Annotated in this window: 18 protein-coding genes; 11 read left to right on the top strand and 7 right to left on the bottom strand. The window is 63.7% G+C overall.

From position 1 onward, the window contains the following. From NKH30_RS07055 to NKH30_RS07045, 3 genes are all read right to left on the bottom strand, one after another. Nucleotides 1-705 (bottom strand): DUF4760 domain-containing protein, encoded by a 705-nt coding sequence (locus NKH30_RS07055; protein ID WP_352814526.1) that lies wholly within the window; start codon nt 703-705, stop codon nt 1-3. Next, nucleotides 702-1,082 carry a hypothetical protein gene (locus tag NKH30_RS07050; protein ID WP_352994686.1) on the bottom strand — a complete coding sequence of 127 codons (381 nt, stop codon included), beginning with the start codon at nt 1,080-1,082 and terminating at the stop codon, nt 702-704. Before NKH30_RS07050 ends, NKH30_RS07055 begins: the two co-directional genes overlap by 4 nt. A gap of 102 nt (nt 1,083-1,184) precedes the next feature. Next, nucleotides 1,185-3,386, bottom strand: coding sequence for a caspase family protein (locus tag NKH30_RS07045; protein ID WP_352994684.1), 2,202 nt, complete (start codon nt 3,384-3,386; stop codon nt 1,185-1,187). Between the two features lie 211 nt (nt 3,387-3,597). Between NKH30_RS07045 and NKH30_RS07040 the strand changes: the two genes are divergently transcribed. Beyond that, the gene (locus NKH30_RS07040; protein ID WP_023675234.1) at nt 3,598-4,002 is read left to right on the top strand and encodes a Fur family transcriptional regulator; all 405 of its coding nucleotides are present in this window, start codon (nt 3,598-3,600) and stop codon (nt 4,000-4,002) included. A gap of 67 nt (nt 4,003-4,069) precedes the next feature. On the opposite strand, the gene NKH30_RS07035 is transcribed toward NKH30_RS07040, so the two are convergent. Beyond that, nucleotides 4,070-4,351, bottom strand: coding sequence for a type II toxin-antitoxin system RelE/ParE family toxin (locus NKH30_RS07035; protein ID WP_352448351.1), 282 nt, complete (start codon nt 4,349-4,351; stop codon nt 4,070-4,072). A 292-nt stretch (nt 4,352-4,643) separates the two neighbouring features. Then, entirely contained in the window at nt 4,644-7,592 is a 2,949-nt protein-coding gene (gene polA / locus NKH30_RS07030; protein WP_352469411.1) for a DNA polymerase I, read from the bottom strand. 442 nt (nt 7,593-8,034) lie between these two features. Between polA and NKH30_RS07025 the strand changes: the two genes are divergently transcribed. The 6 genes from NKH30_RS07025 to NKH30_RS07000 all read left to right on the top strand — a co-directional run bounded on the left by NKH30_RS07025 (nt 8,035) and on the right by NKH30_RS07000 (nt 15,336). Continuing rightward, nucleotides 8,035-9,420, top strand: coding sequence for a M20/M25/M40 family metallo-hydrolase (locus NKH30_RS07025; protein ID WP_352994681.1), 1,386 nt, complete (start codon nt 8,035-8,037; stop codon nt 9,418-9,420). Nucleotides 9,421-9,523: 103 nt separating this feature from the next. Further along, on the top strand, nt 9,524-10,144 hold the full coding sequence (locus tag NKH30_RS07020) for a ribonuclease D (protein WP_254816792.1): 621 nt from the start codon (nt 9,524-9,526) through the stop codon (nt 10,142-10,144). Nucleotides 10,145-10,346: 202 nt separating this feature from the next. Beyond that, nucleotides 10,347-10,598 carry a hypothetical protein gene (locus tag NKH30_RS07015; RefSeq protein WP_352767819.1) on the top strand — a complete coding sequence of 84 codons (252 nt, stop codon included), beginning with the start codon at nt 10,347-10,349 and terminating at the stop codon, nt 10,596-10,598. 479 nt (nt 10,599-11,077) lie between these two features. After that, entirely contained in the window at nt 11,078-13,330 is a 2,253-nt protein-coding gene (locus NKH30_RS07010) for a transglycosylase domain-containing protein (protein ID WP_352767817.1), read from the top strand. Nucleotides 13,331-13,768: 438 nt separating this feature from the next. Beyond that, on the top strand, nt 13,769-14,521 hold the full coding sequence (locus NKH30_RS07005; RefSeq protein WP_023718933.1) for an SDR family NAD(P)-dependent oxidoreductase: 753 nt from the start codon (nt 13,769-13,771) through the stop codon (nt 14,519-14,521). After that, on the top strand, nt 14,518-15,336 hold the full coding sequence (locus tag NKH30_RS07000; RefSeq protein WP_352767814.1) for a hypothetical protein: 819 nt from the start codon (nt 14,518-14,520) through the stop codon (nt 15,334-15,336). Before NKH30_RS07005 ends, NKH30_RS07000 begins: the two co-directional genes overlap by 4 nt. Here NKH30_RS07000 and NKH30_RS06995 read toward each other — a convergent pair. Next, complete coding sequence (locus tag NKH30_RS06995; RefSeq protein ID WP_352767812.1) at nt 15,317-17,125, bottom strand: cation:proton antiporter domain-containing protein; 1,809 nt, start codon at nt 17,123-17,125, stop codon at nt 15,317-15,319. The genes NKH30_RS07000 and NKH30_RS06995 overlap by 20 nt on opposite strands. A gap of 227 nt (nt 17,126-17,352) precedes the next feature. Next, on the bottom strand, nt 17,353-17,802 hold the full coding sequence (locus tag NKH30_RS06990) for a baeRF12 domain-containing protein (RefSeq protein WP_352767810.1): 450 nt from the start codon (nt 17,800-17,802) through the stop codon (nt 17,353-17,355). A 440-nt stretch (nt 17,803-18,242) separates the two neighbouring features. Here NKH30_RS06990 and cysG point away from each other — a divergent pair, with 440 nt between their 5' ends. The 4 genes from cysG (at nt 18,243) to NKH30_RS06970 (ending at nt 22,479) form a co-directional block, all read left to right on the top strand. Further along, on the top strand, nt 18,243-19,694 hold the full coding sequence (gene cysG / locus NKH30_RS06985) for a siroheme synthase CysG (protein ID WP_352539422.1): 1,452 nt from the start codon (nt 18,243-18,245) through the stop codon (nt 19,692-19,694). Continuing rightward, nucleotides 19,691-19,996: a DUF2849 domain-containing protein gene (locus NKH30_RS06980; RefSeq protein ID WP_352469417.1), complete on the top strand. Its 306-nt coding sequence runs from the start codon at nt 19,691-19,693 to the stop codon at nt 19,994-19,996. The genes cysG and NKH30_RS06980 overlap by 4 nt, the downstream gene beginning before the upstream one ends. A gap of 73 nt (nt 19,997-20,069) precedes the next feature. Next, nucleotides 20,070-21,740 (top strand): nitrite/sulfite reductase, encoded by a 1,671-nt coding sequence (locus NKH30_RS06975; protein WP_352767807.1) that lies wholly within the window; start codon nt 20,070-20,072, stop codon nt 21,738-21,740. Further along, nucleotides 21,715-22,479, top strand: a complete 765-nt coding sequence (locus NKH30_RS06970; protein ID WP_352994675.1) for a phosphoadenylyl-sulfate reductase — start codon at nt 21,715-21,717, stop codon at nt 22,477-22,479. The genes NKH30_RS06975 and NKH30_RS06970 overlap by 26 nt, the downstream gene beginning before the upstream one ends. The last annotated feature ends 115 nt before the right edge of the window (nt 22,480-22,594 follow it).

Below are 22,594 nucleotides of genomic sequence, written 5' to 3'. Positions count from 1 at the left end.
TTATCTGGACTGGGCCGAGGGTGGCGCCTGGCGCACATAGTTCTCGATCGGCTGGGCGAAAGTCGGTGAACCGGCCTTGCGCTCCTTATCGATATAGCCGGCAAAATAGCTCCAGAAGGAAGCGGCATAGTCGCGGAAATAGGAGTCGGCGACGTCGCGCGAGCACAGCCTGCCTTCGACGCAGAAGGAAAGGCGGTTGAGGAAATAGACGACGCGGTCGAAATTGTCGCTGAAGTCGGCAAGCGGCATGTCGCCGCCGGTAGCGCTCATCGCTTCGATGCCGATGCGCTGTCTGAACACCTGTTCCTCGGTCGGCGTCGGATTGGCACTGAGCAGATTGCCGTATTTGGCGTTGAGCGCCGCCAGGCGTTGCTTGAGGGCCCGTTGCGCCTGCTGGTAATCCTTGCTTTCCCAGAGCTCGACCAGCGACATCGTCTGCTCGACGCGCTTCTGCTCCTGGTTCGCCAGGAACTGGTAGACCGAAAAGATCAAGGTGAAGATGATCGCCAGGCGCACCAGCAATCCGGACCAGGCATAGACGAGCATGCGCCAGTCGCGATCGGTGAATGGGTTCGCCTCCTTCTTGACCTCGTGATTGCTCACCCACGGCAGGCCTTCGACGGTTTCCGGCAGCGACACCGGCTTCTTTTGCGGTACCGGCGCCGTCACTGCCTGCTGCGTTGCGTTGCCCCCCGCTTTCGTCATCCGCAGCTGTCCAGTTCTATGGTGGCGGACGGGTCGAGCACGATGCCCGGCGTCTCCAGCTTCTTCTTCAGGCAATCCAGCTGCGTGCGCGAAACGATGAACTGTACGTCAGGCGCCACCTGCGCCTTGCCCGGCGACGGCAACGGCTCGACCACGCCGCGCGAGGCGCAGCTGCTGAGATCGACGACAACGGCGGTGTTGCCGGTTTTGGCGATCCGGTCGTACTGGTCGAGAAAGCAGCTCGCCAGTTCGGAGTTGATGACGACCTCCTTGGCGCAGAGGCCGCAAGCCTCGTCCGCCGAAGCATTGGCGGCCAGCAACAGCCCGGCGACAAGGCCGGCGGTTGTTGCGCGCCACGAAAATACGATCCTGTTCACGAACGCCCTCACCCGTTCCGTTCGGCCGCCGACAGCGGTGGTCGAAGAATGTTCATTATCAGCCGATTAGGCAAGAGGCCCGGCCGGGCACCTGACCGCGCCTCAGGCGCGCGGCACGGTCTCCATCGGAAAAATCATCACGGCGCCCTTCGACCCCTTGTCGTCGGTCAGCCGCATGGCCGACCGTGTCGCCGGCGCCATGCCGATATCGGCCAGCATGTCGGCGAAGCTTGGCTGTCCCAGTCCGCGCGTTACCGAGACAACCCCCTCTTGCGCCAGGAAGCTCAGATCCTGCTTCTCACTCTGCGGCGGTGCTTCGGTCAAGACGGCGATCATCCGCTCCATGCCGAAGCTGGTGTCGGTGAATTTGAACAGGCCTTCCTCGAGCACGGCGCCTTCGGTCAGGCGCTCGGCAAGAAAATGCTGGATGGAATAGTCGGAGCCGACGTAGAGCACGTTGATGTCGACCAGGTTGGTCGAACCGTTCCTGGCCAGTACGTGGACCTGATCGTCGGGCGAAACACGCGGCACAGTCGACGCTTCGATCGGCTGCAGCGTGTCGCTGTCAAAACGCTTGATCCGGAACTCGACGCTGACCTCTTCCGGCCGATAATCGGAGGCGGCGGCCAGCCTCGACAGGCCGATGGCGCGGAAGATTTTCGTCAGATTCCCTGCGGCGGCCTCGATCAACTTTTCGCGGCCGTCCGGATGAATGACGATCGACGGCGGCTTGCTGCCGTCCTTGAGCGTCATGTCGCCCGAAGCCGGCAGGAACCACAGCGCCGGCGTGTCGGTGGCATCTGCTGCGGTGCCGGCAATGGCGTTCTCGCGCAGCACTGCGAGACGCAGATCTGCGCTCTTGCCCGGCTCGACCAGCGCGATGTGAAACCCTGAGCTCTTCCTGGCCGCCAGTTCGTCGAGAACCGAGTTCGCCAGCGCGGCCTCTTTCTCGAGGCCTTTGGCCGCTGCCGGCCGCGCGACCACGAGCTTGTAGTCGACGGCGAGCTCGGCCAGCCGTGCATAGGCATTGGCGGGGATATCGGCCAGCTTGAGCGCCGGCTTGCCGCCGAACTCGACCGGCTTGACCCGGCTTTCCAGGTTTTTCGCCGACTGAACCTGGAGATAGCCAAGCGCCTCGGACAGCGGCGACAGCGCCGACGGCAATATTGCGAGCCTGCTGCCCAGGGTGAGGCGATGCAGCAACCCGCCGCCAATCGTGGCTTTGTCGTTCTCGATGACGATCGGCCATTGCATGACCGCGTCTGTCTTGTCGGTGCCGAAGACGCGTGCGTCGAGTTCTCCCTCGAACAGCGGCGTTGGCCGGGTGCGGCCGTCCGCCGAATATTGCTGCAGCACGGCCTGGCCGAGCTGGCGATAGGTGATGTTGGGGTTCTCGGCCAGTTTCGACAGGATGGTGAAGGTGAACAGGCCGAAACGCGGTGCATCGGCCGTGCCCTTGGGCAGCGGCATCTCGGGCGTCGTCTCCACCGTCTGCGCCGCGTAGAAGGCGACCAATTTGCCCTTGGTGGTCGGCTCGGCGCCGGTCGGCGTCAGCTTGAAGGCCGGCTTGCGCTGCCCGTCCTCGTCAAAGCCGCGCGGCGCGGCCGACGCAATCTCGTCATAGGCTCTCACCGCAGCCGCCCTGGCAGCGTCGTCGCCGCCGACCAGATCGGCGAACTCGACCTTGCGTTCCAGCTCGTCGTCGACCTCGGCGGCGCGCGTCGCAGTGCCGGAATGGCAGCAGTCGAACACGGCCCAGATAAAGGCGCCCTTGTCGCGGATAGCGTCGAGCGCGGTGCCGATCTCGTTATCGACCAGCGCATTGGGCACGCCCTTTTCGCGGTTCACCCATTTGTCGATGTCGGACGGCAAGAAAATCTCGTCGAGGCCGTCCGTCTCGTCGCCCTTGTTCGCTGCCGGCTGCTGCGCGCCGTGACCGGACAAATGCAGGTAGACGAAATCGTCGCGCTGGACCTTGGCGGCAAGATCGGCCAACGCCGCCTTGATCGCCGCATGTGTCGGCGGTCCGTTGGCGCCTTCGACATCCTTGGCGAGCAGCGTGACGTTTTCGGCCAGGAATTTTACCGGCGCGGGCGTGTTCCCCAGGAGGTAATCGCGCACCAGGCCGGCATCGTTTTTCGGTCCGATCAGCCAGTTTTTCTTCGGCAGGTTCGGGTAATCGGTGCAGGCAACAAGCAGCGCATGGTAGGTGCGCGCCGCTGCGAATGCCCGAAACGGCACCAGGCCGGCAGCGGCCAGCGCGGACGTGCCGGCAAGCAGCGTCCGCCGCGTCACTTTGATCATGATTGCTTCCCCAAGCCCGATCGAATTTCCAAGCACGGCCAGCCTGGCCGAGGATTTTGTCAGTATTTTGAATATGGCGCCGCCGGCCAGCCGACCACCGGCTGCGAATAGAAACAGTAGCAAAAATGGCAGTTCGTCGCTATCTCAGTGGAAGAGGTCCGACTGCTTGCGAAATGGCAGCGATCGGCACGGAGCGGCTTGGAACAGGATCATGGCGGCAAGGGATGTACTGACGAAGAACCAGCTTTGCGTTCTCGAGAAGCTCGAGGCCGCCAGCGGCCCGCTCAGCGCCTATACGTTGCTCGACCAACTGCGCGAGCGCGGTTTTCGCGCGCCGCTGCAGGTCTACCGGGCGCTCGACACGCTGGTGAAATCCGGCTTCGTGCACAGGCTCGAAAGCCTCAATTCCTTCGTCGCCTGTGCCGAGCCGCACGACCACAGCCATTCGATGACGGCGTTTGCCATCTGCGACACCTGCGGCCAGGTGACCGAGTTCTCCGACCATGATGTCGGCCACCGGCTCGACGAATGGGTGCGCTCGACCGGCTTCGCCGCCAAGAAGGCGGTGATCGAGTTTCGTGGGACATGTGCGAAGTGTTTGGCCGAGGCGGCTTGAGGCCGGAGCAACGCGGCGAAGGCGGAGCAAGGTTTTCCGAGCCCTCGCCGGGTGTTCCCGGATCGGCTCAGTAGGGAAAGGGTCTCCTTGAGGTATGCCGGATGTGCAGGATCTCAATTGCGTCGGCACGGGCACGATAGAAGACCTTATAAGGGTAGCGGCCTATGAAGAGGACGCGAACGCCAGGGATGTCGGTCGCGTGACCGCTTTCGGGAAATTCGGCAAGTCGCGAAATCCCAGCGTGGATCCGAGAAATGACTGAAAGGGCGCCCTGAGGCGCCCGCTCTTCGAGGTAGTTGAAAATCGCCTCGCGTTCGGCAAAGGCTTGCCGCGTAAATCGGACCTTCATAGCCTGCGGCGGGTGTCGGCCGCGCGAACGGTATCCTCATCTACGAAAGTGCCGTGATCGGCCTCTGCTAGGCCCGCTGTGACCGCGCTGCGCTCTGATTCCGACATCGCATACACGCCAGTCCGCCGCGCCTCGATGACGCGGGCGTAATCAGCAAGCTCCTCCTGGTCTTCGCGAGGCCAAGCTTCCGCATGCCTTACCAGATTCTCAAGTGCCTTGGTGATCATACGGGCACTATAGCATACCGCTGCTGCTCGTGAACCTTGAACCGAACATGGCTCTGTGGCCCGCCTTAATGCGCCTCTTCCCAGTTGTTGGCTGCGCGGGCGTCGACGTGCAGCGGCACCGACATCGATACCGCCGGCATGGCGGCGTTCTCCATGACGTGGCAGACGACCGGGATCGTCGCCTCGACCTCGGCTTCGACCGTCTCGAAAACCAGCTCGTCATGCACCTGCAGCAGCATGCGGGCAGAAAGCCTGGCTTTTTCCAGCGCCTCGTCCATGCGGATCATGGCGCGGCGGATGATGTCGGCGGCGGTGCCCTGCAGGCGTGCGTTGATCGAGGCGCGCTCGTTGAAGGCACGGACCGAAGGGTTCGACGACCGTATCTCCGGATAGTGGATGCGGCGGCCGAAGATGGTCTCGACGAAGCCGTGCTCGCGGGCATAGGCCTTGGTCGCATCGATATAGTCGCGGATGCCGGGGAAGCGCTCGAAATATTTCTTGATGTAGTCGCCGGCTTCCTCGCGCGCGATCGACAGCTGGTTGGCGAGGCCAAAGGCCGAAATGCCGTAGATGATGCCGAAATTGATCGCCTTGGCACGGCGGCGCACTTCCGAAGGCATGCCCTCGACCGGCACGTTGAACATTTCAGACGCGGTGATGGCGTGGATGTCGGCGCCATCGGCGAAGGCCTGCTTGAGCTGCGGGATTTCGGCGACGTGGGCGAGCACGCGCAATTCGATCTGGCTGTAGTCGGCCGAAACCAGCTTGTTGCCCTTGTCGGCGATGAAGGCCGTCCTGATCTTTCGCCCCTCCACGGTGCGTACCGGAATGTTCTGCAGATTGGGATCCGAGGACGACAGCCGCCCGGTCGTCGTCGCGGCAAGCGCGTAGGAGGTGTGGACGCGCTTGGTGTCGGGATGGATGAAGCCGGGCAGCGCATCGGTATAGGTCGATTTCAGCTTGGTCAGCTGGCGCCAGTCGACGATCTTGCGCGGCAATTCGTGGCCTTCGGCGGCGAGGTCTTCGAGAAGCTGCGCCGAGGTCGACCACTGGCCGGTCTTGGTTTTTGAACCGCCAGGCAGACCCATCCTGCCGAACAGGATGTCGCCGAGCTGTTTTGGCGAGCCGATGTTGATGCGTTCGCCGACCAGCTGGTAGATTTCGTCCTCGAGCCGTGCGGCACCCTGTGCCAGTTCGCCGGAGAGCCGCGACAGGATCTGCCGGTCGACGGAGATGCCGCGCTGCTCCATCCGTGCCAGGACCGGCACCAACGGCCGTTCCAGCCGTTCATAGACCGAGACCAGGCCCTTGGCGGCAAGCCGTGGCTTCAGCACCTGCCAGAGCCTGAGCGCGACGTCGGCGTGCTCGGCCCCGTAAGCCGTCGCCTTGCCGAGGTCGGCCTGATCGAGGCCGACGAAGCTTCTTCCCGAACCGGCCAGTTCCTTCAGCGGAATGGTCGCGTGGCCGAGCCATTTATCGGCCAGCGCCTCCAGGCCGTGGCCACCGTGGGTGCCGGCCTCGAGCACGTAGGAGATCAGCATGGTGTCGTCATAGGGGCCGATCTCGATGCCGTGACGGCTCATGACGACAAGGCGGTATTTCATGTCGTGCACGATCTTGAGGACGGATTTGTCCTCGAGCAGCGGCTTGAGCAACGCCAGCGCGTCGCGGATCGGGACCTGGTTTTCGACCGCGCCGCCGCCGAGCAGGTCGCCATTGCCGTTTTTGTGGGCAAGCGGCACATAGGCGGCGTGGCCGGGCGCGACGGCCATGGCAAGGCCGATCAGTTCGGCCCGCATCGGATCGGGCGAGGACGTCTTAACGTCGAAGGCGACGATGCCTCTCTCCATCGCCTCGGCGATCCAGGCCTTCAGCGTCGCGGCGTCGCGGATGCAGGTGTAGGCGCCGGTGTCGATCTTGCGGGCGGTGGCAGCCTCCAGGCGAAGCGCCGAAAGCAGGGATGGGGTGTCGCCTTGCTTGGCTGCGGCCGGAGCTTCGAGTGCCGCTTCGTCCGACGGCGGTGCGCTCTCGGCGGCCGCGGGCACGCCAAAACCCATATCGGGGCCATGCGCGGTATCGGCACGCTCTATGGTGACGGGGGTGGCTGGAACGTCGCCGGCGTCGGTTCCGGTCGCTTCGGCCACGCGGCGGGTCAGCGTCGAGAATTCCATGGTCTTGAGGAAGCCGATCAGCCTGGGGCCGTCCGGCGCATGCAATACGAATTCGTCAAGCCCTTCGGTCACCGGCACGTCGTTCTTCAGCCTCACCAGGTCACGCGAAATGCGTGCCTTGTCGGCATTGGCGATGATCGATTCGCGCCGCTTGTCCTGCTTGATCTCGCCGGCGCGGGCGAGCAGCGTGTCGAGGTCGCCGAACTGTTCGAGCAATTGCGCTGCCGTCTTCGGCCCGATGCCGGGCACGCCCGGCACATTGTCGACCGAATCGCCAGTCAGCGCCTGCAGGTCGATCATTTTCTGTGGCGGCACGCCCCATTTCTCGATCACCTCGGGAACACCGATCTGGCGGTCCTTCATCGGGTCGTACATGGCAACCGTTGGGCCGACCAGTTGCATCAGATCCTTGTCGGAAGAGATGATGGTGGTGTCGGCGCCGGCTTCGCAGGCAAGCCGGCAATAGGTGGCGATCAAATCGTCGGCCTCGTAGCCTTCCGTCTCAAGGCATGGCAGGTTGAAGGCCCTGGTCGCCTGGCGGATCAGGCCGAATTGCGGGATCAAATCTTCCGGCGGCGCCGAGCGGTTGGCCTTGTATTCGGGGTAGAGGTCGTTGCGGAAGGTCTTCGACGAATAGTCGAAAATCACGGCGAAATGCGTCGGCACGATGCCGACATCGGTGTTGCGGGCGTCCTGCGTCAGCTTCCAGACCATGTTGCAGAAGCCGAGCACGGCACTGGTCGGCAGCCCGTCGGACTTGCGGGACAGCGGCGGCAGCGCGTGATAGGCACGGAAGATGTAGCCGGAGCCGTCGACAAGGAAGAGATGATCGCCTTTTTTCATGGCACGAGGGAATAGCGCGGCGCAGCGCCGCGGTCCATGCCAAAGGCGGCTTCCGCCAAGGGTTCCGGCAACACCCTGACAAATGGCGTGCGAGCTTGGCCTGCCATGCGGCCTGGCCGGAGCTTTGTTCGCTCACGCCTATGTTACAAAAGTGTAATTTTTGTGCCCTTGAATCGCCACGTTCGCAGACACAGATAAACGCCATCGGCAGTTTTCGCCGAAGTCCGGAGCAAGGCCCGTCCCCCGCCTATCCCGGACACTTGCGGCAGCCTATCCCCCCTCTCCGGGCTGCCGCATCGTTTCGAGTAAAGGCCGCCGTGGTTCCCTCCACCACGGCGGCATTTTTTTGCCTTTGGACAGGAAGCTGTGGCCCAACGGTCGCGGGCTTTCCGTTTCGCAACATGGGCTCTAGATTCGCCGCCAGAATCGAAAGGCCCGCCAGATGTCCGCAGTTTCCCCTGTTCTCGACCGCCTCGACAAGAACTTCGACCAGAGCCTGGAACGCCTGTTCGGCCTGCTCGCCATAAAGTCGATCTCCACCGATCCGGACTACGCCGCCGACTGTCGCAAGGCCGCCGAATGGCTGGTCGCCGAGCTCAAGCTGATCGGCTTCGACGCCAGCGTGCGCGACACGCCGGGGCATCCGATGGTGGTCGCGCATCACGACGGGCCGGCGGGCGCGCCGCATCTGCTGTTTTACGGCCATTACGACGTGCAGCCGGTCGATCCGATCGAGCTGTGGGAAAGCGACCCGTTCGCACCGGCGGTCAAGGAGATCGAGCCCGGCCACAAGGTGATCACCGGCCGCGGCGCGGCCGACGACAAGGGCCAGCTGATGACCTTCGTCGAGGCCTGCCGCGCGTGGAAGCAGGTGCATGGCGGATTGCCGTGCCGAATCACAATCCTGTTCGAGGGCGAGGAGGAGTCCGGATCGCCGTCGCTGAAGCCGTTTCTCGAGGCGAATGCGGATGAGCTCAAGGCCGATTTCGCGCTGGTCTGCGACACCGGCATGTGGGACCGCGATACGCCGTCGATCTGCGTCTCGCTGCGCGGGCTGGTCGGCGAGGAGATCACGGTGACTGCCGCCGACCGCGACCTGCATTCCGGGCTCTATGGCGGTGCGGCCGCCAATCCGATCCGCATCCTGGCAAAAATCCTGGCCGACATCCACGATGCGGATGGTCACGTCACCATTCCGGGTTTTTATGACGGCGTCGAGGAAACGCCGTCGCAGATATTGCAGTCGTGGCTGTCGCTCGGTGAGACGGCCGAGACCTTCCTCGGCCCGATCGGCCTGTCGATCCCGTCCGGCGAAAAGGGCCGCTCGGTGCTCGAACTGACCTGGGCGCGGCCGACGGCCGAGTTCAACGGCATCATCGGCGGCTATACCGGCAAGGGCTTCAAGACGGTGATCGCCGCGCAAGCCTCGGCAAAAATCTCCTTCCGCCTGGTCCACAAACAGGATCCGGAAAAAATCCGCGCCGCCTTCCAGGCATTCGTCAGGCAGCGGGTTCCGGCCGACTGCTCGGTCGAATTCCACCCGCATGGCGGCTCGCCGGCGATCCAGCTTTCCTACGACTCGCCCTTCCTCGCCAAGGCCAAGCAGGCGCTGTCCGACGAATGGCCGAAGCCGGCGGTGGTGACCGGCAGCGGCGGCTCGATCCCGGTGGTGGGCGATTTCCAGACCTATCTCGGCATGGAATCGCTGCTGGTCGGTTTCGGCCTCGACGACGACCGCATCCACTCGCCGAACGAGAAGTACGAGATGAGCTCCTTCCACAAGGGCCAGCGCTCCTGGGCGCGCATTCTCGAGGCGCTGACACGCTGAAATTGCGCCAGACTCAAGTTTTTGTTGATTTTTCGCCGGATCGCGGCAAGGACGGGCACGGTCCGTCGCGCATCGCTGCACGGGGCCGCGACCGGAGAAGACGATGAGCGACATACGTTTCCACAAAAACGATCTGCCCGGCCTGCTGCATTACGATGTCGGGGCGGTCGCCATCGACACCGAGACGCTGGGGCTGAACCCGCATCGCGACCGGCTCTGCGTCGTGCAGATCTCGCCGGGCGACGGCTCGGCCGACGTCATCCAGATCGCGCCCGGCCAGAAGAAGGCGCCGAACCTCGTCAGCCTGCTCAAGAACCGCAGCATCACCAAGCTGTTCCATTACGGCCGCTTCGATCTCGCCGTGCTCTACAACGCCTTCGGCGTCATGCCGGAGCCGGTGTTCTGCACCAAGATCGCGTCGCGGCTGACGCGCACCTACACCGACCGGCACGGGCTGAAGGACATCTGCTTCGAGCTTCTCGGGATCGGCCTGTCGAAGGCGCAGCAATCATCGGACTGGGCCGCCGAGACGCTGTCGCCCGAGCAACTCGAATATGCCGCCTCCGACGTGCTCTATTTGCACCGGCTGCGCGACGTGCTGAGCGCGCGTCTGGCGCGCGACAACCGGACCAGGGAGGCCGATGCCTGCTTCCGCTTCCTGCCGACGCGTGCGAAACTCGACCTGATGGGCTGGGATGAGGAGGATATCTTCGCCCACAGCTAATGGCCTTCATGATAATTCTACTCCGGCGGCCATCTGGCGCAGTTTTCTCCGCTTCCGGTGCTCACGGACCCAAATGTCCGCTGCGCTCCGGTTCTCGAAAACCACGCCATATGTCTCGCCGGAGCGAATTCTCCTAAAGGCCTTCGGCCAGGAACCGGACGCTTGTCCCGGCGTTCCGTTCGCTTCACCGGGAGAAATGAAAATGGCTGCCCGAAAACCAATCGAAACGGCACCGAAGGACGGTTCTAAGGTCACCGTCTACTGGCAGGACAGCGACGGCGTGATAAACGAGAGCATCGCGCAATACCGTTCGCTCGACCGGCTGAAGGCGGCCGGCGGCGACTGGGACGAAAGCGACGCCGGCTGGTGGGCCTATACGGACGGCCATACGCAAAGGAAGATCGAGCCGATCAGCTGGCGGCCGGCCTCCGACGATGCGGATGCCGACGACTGAGGGGGCTGGTCTCGGGCCAGCGGGCTCGTGGCGAATTTTTTCCTCCTCAAAGTTTGTGTTGCATAGGTTTTTCATCCGATCTCGGCGCTGCCCCTCAACCCCCTGCCGGGACCTTCTCCCCGTAAAGAACGGGGAGAAGGGGCTTGGCCGCGACGCTGGCGACCCCTCTCCCCGTCCTTCACGGGGAGAGGTAAGGGTGAGGGGCAGCGCCGACCTGAAGTGATTATTCTGAGGCAAAGCGTATTTTGTTCTTGCTTTGTGCCGGCAGCTATGCTACTAATTTCGCTATGGTGCTCATTGGCTCCAACGACCCGCCCGCCGAGGCGGGTTTTTCATTTCTGGCGCTGTCGCGGGCCGCGCCTGCTCCGCAAGCGATTGAATACAGTTTGCTTTGATTTTTCCCGACTTAACCCGCCTTTAAACCGCCGCATCTAGTCTTCAACCCCAACGCCATAGGCATGGGGAAGACAGCACAGCGCATGGCGAACCGGAAAGACAGCCGCATCGAGCCCAGCTTCGAGGCATCGCCGGGGGCGAGATCCTCGGCCGGTTTTTCGGTAAGCGAGGAGGACCGCGTCGTGCCGAGCAACCGAAAAGCCGCTGCAAAGCGCAAATCGTCCAAGGCCAAGCCGCCGCGCGGCGGGCGCGGCAAAAGCCGGCGCGGCGTGTTCGGCGTGCTTGCCCGGCTGTTCTACTGGTGCTTCGTGCTGGCCATCTGGGGCGGCATCGCCACTGCCGGCATCGTCGTCTATTACGGCGCGAAAATGCCGGCGGCCACCACCTGGGCCATTCCCGATCGCGCCCCCAACATCAAGATCGTCTCGGTCGACGGCCAGCTGCTTGGCAATCGCGGCATGAGCGGCGGCGAGGCCGTCGGCCTGCACGAAATGTCGCCCTATATTCCCGAGGCCGTCATCGCCATCGAAGACCGCCGCTTCTATTCGCATTTCGGCATCGACCCGATCGGCCTTTCCCGGGCCATGGTGACCAATGTGCTGGGCGGGCATTTTTCGCAGGGCGGCTCGACGCTGACCCAGCAGCTGGCCAAGAACCTGTTCCTGACGCCGGACCGCACGCTGGAACGCAAGGTGCAGGAAGTGCTCTTGGCGCTGTGGCTGGAGCACAAGCATACGAAGGACCAGATCCTCGAAATGTACCTCAACCGGGTTTATTTCGGCTCTGGCGCCTATGGTGTCGAAGCGGCCTCGCGCCGCTATTTCGGCAAGAGCGCGCGTGACGTCACGCTGTCGGAGGCCGCCCTTCTCGCCGGCCTGCTCAAGGCGCCGTCGCGGCTGTCGCCGGCGCGCGACCCGAAGGCGGCCGAGCAGCGCTCGCAGCTGGTGCTCGCCGCGATGCGCGACGAGGGCAAGATCAGCGCCAAGGAGCAGACCACGGCGATGAGCGCGCCGGCGACACGCGCGCCGTCCTACTGGACCGGCTCGGAAAACTACGTCGCCGATACGATCATGGAAGAACTGCCCGACCTGATCGGCGACGTGCGCCGCGATATCGTCGTCGACACGACTGTCGACCTGACGCTGCAGAAACTCGCCGAGCAATCGATCCGCCGGCTGATCGATCAGAGCGGCAAGAAGCTCAATGTCAGCCAGGGCGCGCTGGTGTCGATCGACAATTCCGGCGCGGTGCGCGCGATGGTCGGCGGTTACGACTATTCGACCAGCCAGTTCGACCGCGCCTCGGAGGCGCGCCGGCAGCCGGGCTCGGCGTTCAAGCCGTTCGTCTACATGGCGGCGCTGGAATCCGGCCGCACGCCCGACAGCGTGCGCAACGACGCGCCGATCAAGATCGGCAACTGGACGCCCGACAATTACGGCGGCAAATATTTCGGCAAGGTGACGCTGGCGACGGCGCTGGCAAAATCGCTGAACTCGGTGGCCGCGCAGCTGACCATGGAAGTCGGGCCGAATGCGGTGGTCGAGGCGGCGCACCGCATGGGCATCCAGTCCGAGCTGACGGCCAACACCTCGATCGCGCTCGGCACCTCGGAAGTGACGCCGCTGGAACTGACCTCGGCCTATGTTCCCTTCGCCAATGGCGGTTACAAGCCGGACATCCATTTCATCCGCCGCGTCACGACGAGCGACGGCAAGGTGCTCTACGAAAACAATGGCGGCGGTGCGCCGCGGGTCGTCAATCCCGATGTTGTCGGCATGATGAACTCGATGATGACCGGCACGGTCGAGATCGGCACGGCCAGGAAGGCGGCGTTCGCCTGGCCGGCGGCCGGCAAGACAGGCACCAGCCAGAACTCGCGCGACGCGTGGTTCATCGGCTATACCGCCAACCTCACCACCGGCGTCTGGTTCGGCAATGATGACGGCAGCGCGATGAAGAAGGTCACCGGCGGCGCATTGCCGGCGCAGGCCTGGCACGAGTTCATGGTCGCCGCGCATGAGGGCGTGCCGGTGCGGCCGCTGCCTGGAACCTGGAAGTCGACGCCGCCCGACACCATCGTCCCGGACGACATACCGTCCGATACGGCGCCGCCGGCGCCGGTCGCTTCCGTCGGCCAATCGGCGCCGCCTGTGGCAGCTACCCAGTCGGCTTCGCGTCCCGTGCGTCCTGCCGAGACGGTCGATGCCGGCGGCCTTGCCATGCCGGGCGTCGATAGCGCCACCGGATCGATCAAGCATCCGGTGCCGCCCGGCAATGTCGGCGGCCCGGTCAAGAAGCGGCAGACTTCGATCCTCGATATTCTGGGCGGAGGTTAGGCAATGTCCGGGTGAACCGGCCAAGCCGGCTGATGTCAAAGGATACAAGCGTCTAGGCACGTGGCAGTGGCTCTTGCTGCTCGGGATGACTGTTTGTGTCGTGGTCATTCGGCATCTGCCATATCTCTATTTCCCCAATCCGGCATACCTCGATCAGGAAAGAATCGGAGCGGTATACGGCTCCGTCATCATGGGGCTTTTGTTGCCTTATGGGGTGGCCTGGGGCGTTGCGCGTCTGGCCGGGCGCTCGCGTGGCGTTCTTAGGGGCTATCTGGACGTTGGCGGCTCTGGTCTTTGTTGTCAATCTCGGCCTGCATGCGCAGTGTCCGACCTGCTATTGAACGGTTGCCATCAGCCACGCGACCGGCCCTGTGATCTTCTGGCGGCCTCTCGTCATTGTAACCATATTCGGCTAGATCACGCGCCGGAGACCGCGACATGGCTGAACCCGACACCAGAAAGACCATCGTGCTGACCGGCGCCAGCCGTGGCATCGGCCATGCCACGGTCAAGCGCTTTTCACGCGAAGGCTGGCGCGTCATCACCTGCTCGCGCCAGGCCTTTGCCGAGGACTGCCCGTGGCCGGCCGGCCCGGAAGACCACATCAAGGTCGATCTCGCCGACCAGGAGGATGTCGGCATCGCCATCTCCGAGATCCGCCACCGGCTCGAGGCGCATGGCGGGCAGCTGCATGCGCTGGTCAACAATGCCGGCATCTCGCCGAAGCTCAAGGACGGCAACAGCCGCATGAACTCGATCGACACGCCGATGCATGTCTGGCGCGACGTCTTCCAGGTGAATTTCTTCGCGCCGATCATGCTGGCGCGCGGACTGTTCAAGGAGCTGGCATCGGCCAAGGGCTCGATCGTCAACGTCACCTCGATCGCCGGCACCCGGGTGCACCCCTTCGCCGGTACCGCTTATGCGACGTCGAAGGCAGCACTCGGCTCGCTGACACGCGAGATGGCGCATGATTTCGGCCCGCACGGCATTCGCGTCAACGCGATCGCACCGGGCGAGATCGACACCGCGATCCTGTCGCCGGGCACCGAAAAAATCGTCGAGACAATCCCGCTGAGAAGATTGGGCACCACGGCAGAAGTCGCCGACATCATCTTCTTCCTGTGCTCGCAGCAGGCGTCCTACGTGACCGGCTCGGAAATTCACATCAATGGCGGCCAGCACGTTTGAGCGAGCAGACCGATCGATATGCGCGTTTCACCGAAACCAACGTGGTTGGATCGCTTATTATCTACGAATGGGCCGCCAGTTTAGATATTTCCGGCGCGCGCGACATACTGGATCGCATAGTCGAGGTCCTCGGCTCTGAGCCTGATATCGCCACGGTCACCGACGAAAAGACGGGCAAGGATTATCTCTACCGAAACTTTGCGAAACGCGACGTCATAACCAAGAAAGATTGGCAGTCGGTCGGGTACTTGTGGAAGAGAAGTCCGGATGTGCTATCGGATTTTTCCATAGACATTGGTTGCTCTGTCGATCGTTTCAGGCTCTTCGAGATTCACATCGATCGAGCTGCTAACGCAGACGCGAAAAAAACCTTCGAAAGAATCATCAAACTGCTCGTTCAAGAGCTTCAGCCGATCTATGGCATAGGATTGTCCATGCTATATTTCTGGGGCCCGAGAGCGTTTGCGCATGGCTCAACGTCTTCCCGCTTCGCGACCGTCGACAAAACGTTCTATGGCCCGCCAGAACAGCTGCGGGCCCAATCCTTTGTTTTCGGCCGGACCTTTCATGCGCGAAGTGATGAACGGCACCTCGACGTAAATCTCCGTGATGTGTTCCCATTCAACTTGCTGTCCCAGGGGCATTTGGAACGTCGGATCGACCGCAAGCGGTTGCAGAATTGGATTCAAGACAACGCCTATGGTGTCTTGCGGCAACTGTCGCCTGTGTCATGGCGGTGGGATGTTCCGCCCGAAGACATTCAAAAAATCAGAAAATTTCTGATCGATGCAGGAATCACGATTGTGAAAGAGTAGCCGTCGTAGCGGTGTCGGCAGCCAAAGCCGGCTCGATCCTGCTCGCCGTCACCACCTCGACGATTCCACGGGCGATCTCGCGTTCGCCCATGATGACGGTGTCGGCACCAAGGTTTTTGAGGTGCTCGACCTCGGCATCGGAATGGGCGCGGGCGATGATTTCGATTGCCGGATTGGCGGCGCGGGCGCGCAGAACGACCTGCCCTGCCTCGAAGGCGTTGGGAATGGCCAGGATCAGCCGCTTCGCCCCCTCGGGATTGGATGCGGCGAACACGTCGCCACTCGCCGCGTTGCCGGGTACGGTTTCGACGCCTTCGGCCTTGAGCTTCGCCAACGTCTTGTCGGCATCCTCGATGACGAGGAAGGGCAGGGCGGCCTGCTTCAGCGCCGTGCCGACGAGGCTGCCGACGCGGCCGTAGCCGATCAGGATGGTGTGGCCGGTCAGCCTCGTCCTGGGCGGTGGGCCATCCTCGTTAGCAGGCGCCGCGACCGAAGCCACCTGGCCGGGCTCGGTCGCCGGGCCGATCGGCCTTGCTTCGCCGGACGGCGCCGTCCTGCCGGCGCGTGCTTCCAGCCAGGGTTTCATCCGGTCGACGGCAAGAAACATCAGCGGATTGAGGACGATCGACAGGATGGCGCCGGCGAGGATGAGGTCGCGGCCTTGTTCGGGCAGCAGTTTCAGCCCGACGCCGAGTTCAGCCAGGATGAACGAGAATTCGCCGATCTGGGCTAGGCTTGCCGAAATCATCAATGCGGTTGCCACCGGATAGCGGAAGACGACGACGATGACGAAGGCTGCCAGCGACTTGCCGACAACGATGATGGCCAGCGTCGCCAGGATCGGCCAGCCATTGCTGATCACGCTGAACGGGTCGAACAGCATGCCGACCGAAACGAAGAACAGCACGGAAAAGGCGTCGCGCAGCGGCAGCGATTCCTCGGCCGCCCGGTGGCTGAGCTCGGATTCGCTCATGATCATGCCGGCGAAGAAAGCGCCGAGAGCCAGCGACACGCCGAACAGCTTGGCCGCCCCGAAGGCGACGCCAAGCGCAATCGCAAGCACCGCCAACCGGAACAGTTCGCGCGATCCGGTATGGGCGACGTAGTGCAGGATCCAGGGGATAAGCCGGCGGCCGACCACCAGCATGACCACGACAAAGGCCGCGACCTTGGCCAGTGTGACGGCGACGACGCCCCAGACGCCGTAGCTCGCCGGCAGCGACAGCAGACCGCTGGAGTGCACCTCCACCTGCTCTTGGCCGCCGAGCACGCCGGCCAACGCCGGCAAAAGCACCAGCGCCAGCACCATCGCCAGATCCTCGACGATCAGCCAGCCAACGGCGATGCGGCCGCGCTCGGTCTCGATCAGCCGCCGCTCCTGCAGGGCGCGCAACAGCACCACGGTCGAGGCCACGGAAAGCGCCAGGCCGAAGACCAGTCCCGCACCGATCGACCAGCCGAGCATCCAGGCAAGGCCGGCGCCGAGGGCTGTCGCGAAGCCGATCTGCACAATGGCGCCGGGCACGGCGATGGCGCGGACCGACAACAGGTCCTTCAGCGAGAAATGCAGGCCGACGCCGAACATCAGCAGGATGACGCCGATCTCGGCAAGTTCATTGGCGAGGCCGGCATCGGCGACGAAACCCGGCGTGTTCGGTCCAACCAGAACGCCGGCGATGAGATAGCCTACCAGCGGCGGCACGCGAAAACGGTTGGCAAGTGCGCCGAAGACGAAAGCCAGCCCCAGACCGGCGACGATGGTGGCGATAAGGGGCGTGTCATGCGGCATTGTCTATGGAGCGCCTTCAGGAATCGCGATGTCGGATATGCGCCGTCCAATGGCCGCCGCCTTGGCAGTATGGAGGCTGGGACAGTCGCGAGACAACCCGCAATCCCCATGAAATCGATGGCAAGGCGGCAAAAAGGCGTTGAGCCGGCAAGCGTTGCCACCCGGCGCGGCCTGCTCCAGGCAGGCTATTGCTACGGAAACGAAAGTTGCGCGCCGCCGATGCCCGATCAGGTCGCCTGCAGCAGGCTCTCGATATCGGGTATGCTGTGGTTGGTCAGCGTCTTTGGAATTTCGGCTGTTATCTTGTCGGTGACCTCCTTGTGCAGCTTCCTGCGCATGTCGCCCAGCACCGGCGGCGGCGCGATCAGCACGATCTCCTTGAAGCTGCCGCGGTGCGCGAGCGTGTAGAGCCTGTCGGCAATCTCTTCGGCAAAACGCTCCTTGCCGAGACGGTGCCAGTCGGTGTCCTCGACCGCACTGCGGTGGACGGAAGGGCCGTCGCTGTAGCGGCCGGGGCGGTCCGTGCCTTGCTCTCGGGTTGCCGGATTTTCCTGCTCCATCTCGTGCACGACCTGAAGGTCGGGATATTGGACGTCTCCACGGTTCTCGAGGAACAGCGCCTTTTCGCCATCTGCCACCACGATCCACAGTCCGCGTTTCAGTCTGACGTTGCTCATGGGGCGCTCCTTTTTTGATTTTTCGAACCCATCGCCGGGCCTTTGCCGCAGGGGTGTGACCGGGCCTGGGTCCATAGGGCAAACGCGTGCCGAGGCGGGAATGTTCCGGCACTCGGACCCGGTGCTCCGACAGGGGTCGGCGAGAGTGCGGGGCTGCCGTCGATCGCTCGGTCAGCATCCGGCGGCTTAATCTACTAAATTGATAGAATTTAGAAAAATCTGTTTTGTGGTTAGCTCCTCCGGCCGCTAAAAAGGCAGCGGATCAAGGGCTGCAACAGCAGCTTCAATCTGCCCCGCATTTGAATGTGGAATATTTTTCTCTTGGCCTTCATGCTTGCAGAAAAGAGATTGCCTGCTACGAAGCGATGCGCGAGTGGGTGCCTTCTGGTTTTTCGCGCCCCCGCGTAGAACTGACAAACGGTTCCAGGATTCCGCTCGTCATGCCGCAAGCCACACCCAAGCTCAATGCCTTTCCCGTCTTCATGCGGGTCGAGGGCGAAGCCATAGCCATCGTCGGCGGCGCAGAGGAAGCGCTGGCCAAGGCGCGGCTGCTCGCGCAGTCGAGCGCTGTGCTGCGCATCGTCAGCGATGAAACAAGCCCGGAGCTGCTGGCCTTTATCGCCGAGACGGGGGCCGCCCACATCGCCGACGTCTATGATGCAGCACATCTCAATGGTGCGGTGATGGTGTTTGCCGCCAGCGGCGACGAGGCGCTCGATCGCCGCGTTGCCGGGGATGCGCGCCGGCTGGGCATTCCGGTCAATGCCGTCGACCGGCCGGAGCTATGCGATTTCTTCACGCCGGCACTGGTCAACCGCGCGCCGGTCGCCATTGCCATCGGCACGGAAGGTGCCGGCCCGGTGCTGGCGCAGATGCTGCGCAGCCGCATCGACCGCATGCTGGCGCCCTCGCTCGGGCCGCTCGCGGCGCTCGCCGCATCTTTTCGCGACACCGCCGAAAGACTGCTGCCGAAGGGCAATGCCCGCCGCCGCTTCTGGAGCGATTTCTTTGGCGGCGCGCCGGCCCGCGCTGTCGAGGCAGGCGAGCTTTCGCAGGCGCATGATGCGGCCGTCGGCCTGCTGCTTTCGACAGAACCGGCATCGGGCCATATCGCGCTTGTAGGCGCCGGTCCAGGCGCCGAGGACCTTTTGACGCTGCGCGCCCATCGCCTGCTGATGGAAGCCGACGTGATCGTCCATGACGCGCTGGTGCCGGAGGCGATCGTCGCAATGGGCCGTCGCGATGCCGAGCGCCTGCCGGTCGGCAAGCGCAAGGGCTGCCATTCCAAGAGCCAGGCCGAGATCAATGCGCTGCTGGTCGAGCTTGGCCACGCCGGCAAGCGTGTCGTGCGGCTGAAGTCCGGCGACCCGCTGGTGTTCGGCCGGGCCGGCGAGGAGATGGCGGCACTTCGCGATGCCGGCGTCGCCTACGAAGTGGTTCCGGGCGTCACCGCGGCCTTCGCCGCCGCCGCCGATTTCGAACTGCCGCTGACGCTGCGCGGCGTGTCGTCGTCGATGGTGTTCACCACCGGCCATGACCTCAAGGGAAATTCGCTGCCCGACTGGGCAAAGCTCGCCATTTCCGGCGCGACGGTCGCCGTCTATATGGGCCGCTCGGTCGCTGCAGAGGTCGCCGGCCGGCTGATCGAAGCCGGCCTGTCGCCGGATACGGCCGTCGCCGTGGTCGAGAATGCCAGCCTTGCCAACCGCCGCCGTTTCCACGGCACGCTCGCCGACCTGCCGTCGCTGGAGGCGCGCGCCGACCTCAGCGGCCCGGTGATGACCATCATCGGCGACGCGGTCGCCGGCGCCAATTTCGAACGGTCCGAGCCGCTGGCGGCACACAGGCAGGAAAGCGTGGCGAGTGCTGCCGCGCAAGGAGTGAGCCAATGAAAGTCCTGACCGCGAACCGCCTCGCCGACGGCATAGCCGTCTGGTACGCCAATGGCGGCTGGGCCGAGATCATCGACCATGCCGACATCGCCCATGACAAGGCGGCCGAGGACCGGCTGGAGGCGATCGGCGCCAAGGCCTCCGCCAACAACGAAGTGGTCGACGTCAACCTGATAGACGTGACCGTGGCCAACGGCACGGTCGAAGCGGTCCGGCTACGTGAAAAGATCCGTGCCGCCGGCCCGACCACCCGCAACGACCTGGGCAAGCAGGCCCGTCCGCAAGCCGCACGCGCGGCATAGATGACACAAGCATGATCCCGATCATGCTCGAACGAAGAAAATAACGGGCGGACGCGCCCGGAAAGACCTGAATATGTACCGTTACGATGAGTTCGACCACGATTTCGTCAAGGCACGCGTCGCCGAGTTCAGCGACCAGGTTGCGCGGCGCCTTGCCGGCGAGATCACCGAGGACCAGTTCCGGCCGCTTCGGCTGATGAACGGCGTCTATCTGCAACTGCATGCCTATATGCTGCGCATCGCGGTGCCCTACGGCACGCTGAACAGCAAGCAGGTGCGCATGCTCGGCCACATCGCCCGCAAATACGACAAAGGTTACGGCCATTTCACGACGCGCCAGAACATCCAGTTCAACTGGCCGGCGCTGTCGGACATCCCGGCGATCCTGGCTGATCTGGCAAGCGTCGAGATGCACGCCATCCAGACCAGCGGCAATTGCATCCGCAACGTCACCGCCGACCACTTCGCCGGCGCCGCCGCTGACGAGGTTGCCGATCCGCGCCCCTATGCCGAAATCCTGCGGCAATGGTCCTCGGTGCATCCGGAGTTCTCGTTCCTGCCGCGAAAATTCAAGATCGCGGTGACCGGCGCCGAGCGCGACCGCGCCGCCATCCAGACGCACGACATCGGCCTGCACCTGAAGAAGAACGCCGCCGGCGAGCTCGGTTTCGCCGTCTATGTCGGCGGCGGCCAAGGCCGCACGCCGATGGTCGCCAAGAAGATCCGCGATTTCCTGCCCGAAGCGGATCTGTTGTCCTACTGCACGGCGATCCTGCGCGTTTACAACCTCTACGGCCGGCGCGACAACAAATTCAAGGCGCGCATCAAGATCCTGGTCCATGAGACCGGCGTCGAGGAGATCACCCGCCAGGTCGAGGCCGAATGGCAGGAGTTGAAGGACGCCGAGCTGAGGCTGCCGGAAGAAGACATCCGCGCCATCGATGCCTATTTCGCGCCGCCTCCGCTTGTCGACCGGCCGGAAGGCGACGAGGCGGTCAAGCTTGCCCGCCTCGACTCCAAGAGCTTTTCCGAATGGCTGGATCAGAATGTGGTCACCCATCGCCATCCCGACTACGCGGCGGTGACCATCTCGCTCAAGGGCATCGGCGAGACGCCGGGCGATGCCTCCGACAGCCAGATGGAAGCGGTCGCCGACATTGCCGAAAAATATTCATTCGACGAGCTGCGCGTCAGTCACGAGCAGAACCTGATCCTGCCGCATGTGGCGCGGGCCGACCTCAAGGCGGTCTATGACGCGCTTGTCGATATCGGGCTGGCGACGGCCAATTCCAACCTGATCAGCGACATCATCTCCTGCCCCGGCCTTGACTATTGCGCGCTGGCAACGGCGCGTTCCATTCCCGTGGCGCAGGAAATCTCGCGGCGCTTTGCTTCGCTGGAGCGCCAGCGCGACATCGGCGAATTGAAGCTGAAGATTTCCGGCTGCATCAATGCCTGCGGCCATCACCATGTCGGCCATATAGGCATCCTGGGCGTCGAGAAGAAAGGCGCCGAGCTTTACCAGGTGACGCTCGGCGGCTCGGCCGACGAGAACACCTCGGTCGGCGAGATCATCGGCCGCGGCTTCAGTTCTGAAGAGATCACCGATGCCATCGAGCAGATCGTCGAGACCTATCTCGGGCTTCGGCTGGACAGAAACGAAAGATTCATCGACGCCTACCGCCGAGTCGGTCCCGCGCCGTTCAAGGAGGCGCTCTATGCTGGCGAAGCCAAGGCCGCTTGACCGTATCGTCGACGTCGAGGCCGGCATCGCCGCCCAAGCGGCGGGTCTCGACGCGCTCTACGGCCATCTGAAGCCGCTGGAGATCATCGAGCGGTCGACCCGGGAGTTCTTTCACGGCGAAATTGCCGCCGTCTCGTCCTTCGGCGCGGATTCGGCGGTGCTGCTGCACATGATCGCCGAGATCGACCGCACGCTGCCGGTGATCTTTCTCGACACCGGCAAGCATTTCGAGGAGACGCTCGGCTATCGTGACGCGCTGGCCGCCGATTTCGGGCTGAGCGATATCCGGGTGATCAGGCCCGACGATGCGGCGCTGGCAAGGATCGACCCGACCGGCAATCTGAACGAGACTGACACCGACGCCTGCTGCGACGTGCGCAAGGTCGAGCCGCTGGCGCGCGGCGTCGAGCCGTTCCGCGCCTGGTTCACCGGCCGCAAGCGCTTCCAGGCGGCGACCCGGGCAGCGCTGCCGGTGTTCGAGGCGGTCGGCTCGCGCATCCGCATCAATCCGCTGGCGCACTGGACGACATCGGACCAGGCCGGCTACATGCGCGCGTATGCGCTGCGTGAAAACCCGCTGGTCGCCTATGGCTATCTGTCGATCGGCTGTTTCCCATGCACGCAGCCGGTGCAGCCGGGCGACGATGCGCGCAGCGGCCGCTGGGCCGGGCACGCCAAGACCGAATGCGGCATCCACTTGTCGGGGCTGGAAAGGTCGCTGACCGACGCATCACTTTAGGGTATATTGATATTCAGCCGGCCTGCAAACGGCGGCTTCCTGCGCTTCCGGCGCTCACGTACCCAAAGTACGCTCAGCTCCGGTTCTCGGAGGCCACACAGTTTGGTCGCTTCGC

The sequence above is a fragment of the Mesorhizobium sp. M1273 genome, assembly GCF_040318195.1.
Classification (GTDB): domain Bacteria; phylum Pseudomonadota; class Alphaproteobacteria; order Rhizobiales; family Rhizobiaceae; genus Mesorhizobium.
Note: the sequence above shows the minus strand (reverse complement) of the source record. Positions and strands in the feature narration are given on the sequence as shown.